This window comes from Sciscionella marina DSM 45152 (genome assembly GCF_000379465.1).
GTDB classification, from domain to species: Bacteria; Actinomycetota; Actinomycetes; order Mycobacteriales; family Pseudonocardiaceae; genus Sciscionella; species Sciscionella marina.
Map to the genome: position 1 here is coordinate 1 of NZ_KB905437.1, position 6,307 is coordinate 6,307.

Below are 6,307 nucleotides of genomic sequence, written 5' to 3' on the forward strand. Positions count from 1 at the left end.
ATCCTGGTGCCTGTCGTGGCCGATGTGCTCGGTCATCTCTGCGCTCAGCGCGGTCTCCAGCACCGTCTTGGTCAACTGCTTGAGCAACCCGTCCGGGCCGGTCAACGACAGCCCCTGCTCCTGCGCCTGGGCAACCATCGCAGCCGCCCATCGCTCCTGTTCCGACGACGACTCCGCCGACTCCTTGATCTTCTTCTCAGCGCTCACAACGCCAGATGTCATCACTCACAGTGCCCATCCCACCGGACATCAGCCCGGCGTGTCGGGCCGAAAACACCGCTACTGTTACAGGCCCTGACAGCGGGAGTCTCATCTGTGAGGAGGTCACGATGAAGGCAGTGGTGTATCACGGTCCATATCAGCTTGCCGTCGAGGAGGTCGATCATCCTCGGCTCGAGTCGGCTTCCGACGTGATCGTGCGTATCACCACCACGGCGATCTGTGGTTCGGACCTGCATATGTACGAGGGGCGTACGGATGCCAGCTCCGGCATGGTCTTCGGACACGAGAACATGGGCGTCGTCGAGGAAATCGGTGACGGGGTGACCAGCGTGCGACGCGGTCAGCGAGTGGTGATGCCGTTCAACGTGGCGTGTGGTTTCTGCCGCAACTGCCGTGCGGGCAAGACAGCCTTCTGCGAGACGGTCAATCCCGGATTCGCCGGTGGTGCTTATGGCTACGTGTCGATGGGCCCGTACAGCGGAGGGCAGGCGGAGTATCTGAGGGTGCCGTTCGCCGATTTCAACTGTGTACCGCTGCCGCAGGGCACTGAGCACGAAGCGGATTTCGCTTGTCTCGCCGACATCTTTCCTACCGGGTATCACGCGACCGAACTTGCCGGAGTCCGGCCAGGAGAGACCGTCGCCGTCTACGGTGCGGGTCCGGTCGGGCAAATGGCGGCGTATTCAGCGCTTCTCAAGGGTGCCAGTCGCGTGTTCGTGGTGGACAAGGTGCGCGACCGGTTGCGGCTTGCCGAAAGCATCGGCGTCGAGGCGATCGATTTCGGCGATGGTGATCCCGCAGAACAGATCCGCGACGCGCTGCGAGACGACGGTGTCGACAGGGGAGTGGATGCCGTCGGGTACCAGGCCACCGCGCGCGAGGGCGCGGAACAGCCCGCGATCGTGCTGAACCAGCTCGTGCAGACCGTGCGTCCCACGGGATCGATCGGCACCGTCGGCCTGTATCTTCCCTCCGACCCCGGAGCACCGAACAAAGATGCCGCCGAGGGTTTGTTGCTGGTGAACATCGGGAAGTTCTTCGAGAAAGGACTTCGGATGGGGACCGGTCAGGCGGATGCGAAGGCCTACGCGCATCGGTTGCGAGACCTGATCGTCGCGGGCAGGGCGGAGCCGGGTTTCGTGGTGTCCCAACAACTTCCGCTCACTGATGCCCCGGATGCGTACGCACGCTTCGACAAACGGGAAGAAGGATATTCCAAGGTGCTGCTGCACCCGCAGGGCTGATCGCCCTGTGTCGCAAAGCGTTCGCGCGGCCGACCGCCGATGAAGCGCCTCGCGAGGCGGTGGTCCTCGATACGCAGCGCATCGTAGCTTGGCCACTCGCGCCCCGGTGCAGCGTTCGATGCCGGAAGCTCGGTCACCGTAGTGCCATGCCGGACCGACGGCGTGGCCGAATCAGCGCTGCGGTTTCGCTGTGTTGCGGCAGGCCGCTCAGTGACCGGACGGCCCCGAGCATCCGGGCGAGGCGTTGTCCTCGGTTCGGCGCGACGGCAACCCGTTCACGGGATCGCTCACACACCCGGACGGCCATTGAACCGTCGGCTGCGGCTTCGGACACAGTTGGGTGACAGGGATGAACAGCCGAGGCCATCGGCTGGTTCGTGGCATCATTGCTGGTTGTGTTCGCCCGCGAGGGCGGATATTGTTGGGGTCCGGTTCGGTTGAACAAGCAGCCGAAACTTGTCCTTGTCGAACAAGGCGGGTTTCCGCAGCAGTTGCCGTTCCAGCTGAGTGTGGTTATCCGTCGGGGTATATCGAAGGGTCGATGTCCTATGACGGAAACGCCGAAGTCGAATGTGTTTGCCCCCGGTGACCTAGCTGTCCCCCTGAGCCGGTACGGGGGTGTCGTAGCCAGCCCATGGCTCCGGGTGCGCAGCGACTGGCTGCCCTCCGGCACAGCGGTGTGCACCGCTAATGGTGAGGTCGATGCGGGCACCGTGCATCTGCTGGCACGAGTGTTGGATGCGATCGAAGCCGACAAGCAGGTGCGGTCGATGGTGATCGATCTGGCCGGGGTGGGGTTCTTGTCCGTGGGCGGGGCGGAGCTGTTGCTGCGTGCCGCCGGCCGGGTGGCCGCCGCGGGCGGTGAGTTCCTGCTGGTGTTAGGTACCCGCAGCGTGCGGAGGGCGTTGGAACTGATCGGCGCCGACACCGCGATCAAGTGGTACGAGAGCCGCTCGGACGCGCTCGAGGCCGCCCTGGCTTGGTCGAAGTACTCGGACATGGTCAATGGTGAACCAGGACCGGAGCTGGTTGTCTGAGATGGCCACCACCCAGGCGGTGGAGTCCGCCCTGCGAGGCTATATCGAGCGCGTGGCGGCCTTGCTCGGCCTCGATTCCGGTTCGGCGTCCTGCGAGGTCGCCGAGTGGGCCAGCGGGTACATCGCCTTGGCGCGACGGTTGCCGCGGTGGCCGGACCACGATGTGGCGTTGCCGAGGGATCAACGGCACGGCTGGGCGCCGGCGGTGTAACCACGGCCCGGCGGGTCCGGCAGGTGATCGCCTAGCAGAGCGAAAAATTGGTGAACGGCCTGCTGGCCTGATGTCTCGATCCGCCGTCGACCAGGGGCAGCGAGCGTGGCAAGCAGCTCCATCATGGAAGGGCTGTCGCAGGTGATGAAAGGGCTAGGTCGATCTGGCCGAAGGAGAAACGAGCAATGCGTTGGGAAGACTCTACCGACCTGACGACGTAGCCCGGAAGCCCGCTGGCGACGTTCTCGTACGCGGTCAGTGCGGGCTGTTTTTCAGTGGCGTGGCGATCGGCTGGCGCGTCGGTCCTGCGGCTTCCGGTTTCGGGTACATGGACCCAATCGCCGACTTCGTCGGTCTACGGTCATCCCGCCTCGCGTGGACCTCAGCCGAGAGCATCGGATCGGAGGATTCGATCTGCCTGGGGAGCGGATCCGGCTCATGACCGTACCTCCAGTGTGGCATTCGCGGAAACTGCCGCGATCGAACCGATCGGGTGGCAAGTGTGCCGGAAGGGCAGCCTGAGATGGAGCCGGTGAGCTTCCCCGCCCTTGTCCGCGCCGGATGTTTCGGGGTCACGACATCGGGGCCGAGTCTCGTCGAGGACTGCTCCGGCATACACACGCTCCTCGCATTGTCGGCGCTGTCCTGGCTGTGCCCGAGGAAAGCGGCATACCGCGCTCGAATGGCCGGAACAAGAGGTCGCGGACTTGTTGGCAGAGAGGTGGTGGTTAGGTTGGCGCCTCGATGGGTAAACCTGAGCATGGTCAGGGACGCGCCGGTTTCCTCGGTTTGCGCCTGTGTCGATGACAAGGACCGGTTGGGAGGGAACATGAGCAACAATCAGGCCGTGACGGACACCACCTTTTTCGAAGTACGCACAGCCGAAGCGGGAAGTACACCGGTCGAGGTCGACATGCGTTACGTCACCGTAGATCCGTGGGCGGTGCAATTCGCGTTCCACACCGGGCACAACGTCCGTGTCGTGTGGACGTTCGCCCGTTCCCTGCTCGCCGACGGAATGAGGCTCGATGCGGGAGAGGGGGATGTACGGATCGCCCCGCACCCGAACGATCAGACGCTGCTGCGGATCGCCATGCACTCGCCGGGCGGGGTCGCCGTGTTCGACGCACCGCTGTCGAATGTCACCGAATTCCTGGAGACCACCTACCGGATTGCCGATCCGGCACGTGCTCAGACAATAGCGGACCTGCAGCTGGACGCGTTCGACTGGAATCCCGTATGAGCAAATCCCCGCCGACCAGATCCGTTGTCGGAGAACGAACAGGCTTGCGAACAAAGGGGGTCCGGCCTAGCCTTCGTTGGCCGGGTATGCGAGCAACGAATGACGCCCGGGTGCGCGGTCCGAACTCGAGGCGGCCTCGGAAACGCTCGGCTACCACATCATCGGACCGCGCCGAGCCGCAGTGCCTCCGCCGTGAGCAGCGGGGTGAGCACAGTGACCGCGGAGCTGGCGCGCCGCCCTGCCCTTGTCGCCGCAGTAGACCATGCGCAACCATGTGGTTGCCGACGCGATAGCCGTTGGCGAGGATGCGAATGATGCGCGGACCCGCGTCCGGCTGAGTACGTGGATCGGGGCCCTGGCAACTGGTGGGCTGCCGGTCGTGGCGCCGCGGGGGTGTAGGCTGGGTATAGGCGAAGAGTGGATTTTTCCCCTCGCGATGGTGTCTATGAGTCGCCGAACGATTCGGCGCGTCGGTCGGTCCAGTGATTCACCGGATGGGAAGCGGCCGTGTGCGGTGGTGGAGCTCGGGAAATTGCTGACATGCTTTGAAAAACAGGCGAACTGAGAGCGCCGGACCGTTGGGAGTGTCTGCACTGGCTGAGGAAGAACGAATCGCCCTGTTCCTCGACTACGAGAACCTGGCGATCGGCGCGCGTGACGGGCTGGGGGTGCAGCCGTTCGATTTCACGCCTGTCGCTGATGCATTGGCCGAGCGTGGCCGGGTGGTGGCACGCAAGGCCTATGCTGACTGGTCTTCGTTCGATGCCGACCGGCGATTGCTGACCAGGGCGCAGGTGGAACTGATCGAAATCCCGCAGCGTGTCGGCGGTTCGCGGAAGAATGCGGCGGATATCAAGATGGCCGTGGACGCGGTGGAGATGGTCTACGAGCGTGGGTTCGTGACGACCTTCGCGATCGGCACCGGGGATTCCGATTTCACGCCGCTGATGCACAAGCTACGTTCGCTGGACAAGCGGGTGATCGGCATCGGCGTGCAGTCCTCCACCTCGGCTCTGCTGCCCGCGGCGTGTGACGAGTTCCTGTTCTACGATCGCCTTCCCGGTGTCGAGCCGACACGACCGCGCGAGTACGACGCGGTAGCAGGCACACGGATACCGCAGGCCGAGGCAGCGGAACCGGTCGCGACGGGATTGGACGAGCAGCAGGTCGGAGTATTGGTGGCCAGTACATTGGCCGGGCTGCTACGGCACGCCGACGGCCCGGTGTTCGCTTCCGTGCTGAAACGGGCCGTGCTGCGGAAGGATCCGACCTTCGATGAGGCCGAACAGGGGTTCCGCGGGTTCGGTGAGCTGTTGCGTCAGCTGGACCAGGAAGGTGTGCTGCAGCTGTCCGCCGGAGCTGCACCGGGAGACCCGCAGGTCACCTTCCCTGAGAACGACGCGGCCGAGCAGGACGCGTTCAGCCTGCTGGTGGACGTGGTTCGCGGGTTACAGTCCAATACGGGAGCACCGCAGCTGAGCGGGCTGAAAAATCAGCTCCGCAAGCAGTTGCCCGGATTCAGCGAGAAACGTTACGGCTTCAACAGTTTCCTCTCCTTCGCGAAAGCTTCCAAGGCACGTGGCCTGCTGACGATGGAGTGGGACCGAAACCTCGGCGATTACGTGCTGCGTGCACCGGAATGAACTCCGACGCCACCTCGTAACTATCCGCACCAGTTTTCCGAACGGGGCCGGCGCCCCCAGTGGACGTGGCCATTATGTGACGCTCTGTTTGGTGCGTTTCTTGTAGCGGGTGAGGGCTGCGGCGAGGATCGTATCGGCCGGTCGATACGGCAACCACCACACCAGCCATCGGACCGGAGCAGACGAGCTCCACTCGGCGAAGAGGATCACCTCGACCACCACCCTGAGCAAGCGCCACTTGACAGGATCTACCTCAGGTTGGCATCGGGTCGGAAACACCGCTTGCTACACAGCTTCGGATCATGATGGCACGGACTTGTAAGATTCAGGCTCAGGTCGTGGTCGCGATCTTTTCGTTCTCCGGGGCCGATTCCACGTCTTTGCCGATCGGCTTTCAGCGGATCAGGGCCAGCATCACCAGTCCGGACAGCGCAACGATGGCCAGGAATGGCCACCAACGCCTCCGCCGGCACGAGGTCAAGCCCCTCCTGACGGCATCAGTCCGACGGTCGTCGGATCCAGCCGTTTCTCGCGCCGAGATCGCCGTATGGGGGTTCGACGCATGGAATGTCGCCGCACGGGGTACTCCCCGGTCATTACTCGGGACACAGGGAAGGAATTGACATGGCTTTGAATGACGATGACATCACCACCTCGGGCGCTGACGGCGGTGCCGAAGGTCCCGCTGATTCCGGCGCGGGCCAGGG

General features: G+C 64.1%; 6 protein-coding genes. 5 read left to right on the top strand and 1 reads right to left on the bottom strand.

Going from position 1 to position 6,307, the window contains the following annotated elements; all coding sequences use genetic code 11:
- Positions 1–138, bottom strand: a 138-nt coding sequence (locus A37U_RS0137410; RefSeq protein ID WP_240437802.1) for a transposase, incomplete at its 3' end; no start/stop codon positions are given.
- Between the two features lie 191 nt (positions 139–329).
- Here A37U_RS0137410 and A37U_RS0137415 point away from each other — a divergent pair.
- From A37U_RS0137415 to A37U_RS0137435, 5 genes are all read left to right on the top strand, one after another.
- Positions 330–1,466, top strand: a complete 1,137-nt coding sequence (locus A37U_RS0137415; RefSeq protein WP_020501786.1) for a glutathione-independent formaldehyde dehydrogenase — start codon at positions 330–332, stop codon at positions 1,464–1,466.
- 437 nt (positions 1,467–1,903) lie between these two features.
- Positions 1,904–2,503 carry an STAS domain-containing protein gene (locus tag A37U_RS47330; protein WP_157183294.1) on the top strand — a complete coding sequence of 200 codons (600 nt, stop codon included), beginning with the start codon at positions 1,904–1,906 and terminating at the stop codon, positions 2,501–2,503.
- A 1-nt stretch (position 2,504) separates the two neighbouring features.
- Positions 2,505–2,714 (top strand): DUF6292 family protein, encoded by a 210-nt coding sequence (locus tag A37U_RS47335; protein ID WP_020501788.1) that lies wholly within the window; start codon positions 2,505–2,507, stop codon positions 2,712–2,714.
- An 829-nt stretch (positions 2,715–3,543) separates the two neighbouring features.
- Positions 3,544–3,957, top strand: coding sequence for an SsgA family sporulation/cell division regulator (locus tag A37U_RS52350; RefSeq protein WP_020501789.1), 414 nt, complete (start codon positions 3,544–3,546; stop codon positions 3,955–3,957).
- Between the two features lie 584 nt (positions 3,958–4,541).
- On the top strand, positions 4,542–5,600 hold the full coding sequence (locus A37U_RS0137435) for a PIN domain-containing protein (RefSeq protein WP_020501790.1): 1,059 nt from the start codon (positions 4,542–4,544) through the stop codon (positions 5,598–5,600).
- The last annotated feature ends 707 nt before the right edge of the window (positions 5,601–6,307 follow it).

Coding starts and splice junctions, on each gene's coding strand:
- A37U_RS47335 (WP_020501788.1), top strand. CDS start 2,505: ATGGCCACCACCCAGGCGGTGGAGTCCGCCCTGCGAGGCTATATCGAG.
- A37U_RS52350 (WP_020501789.1), top strand. CDS start 3,544: ATGAGCAACAATCAGGCCGTGACGGACACCACCTTTTTCGAAGTACGC.
- A37U_RS0137415 (WP_020501786.1), top strand. CDS start 330: ATGAAGGCAGTGGTGTATCACGGTCCATATCAGCTTGCCGTCGAGGAG.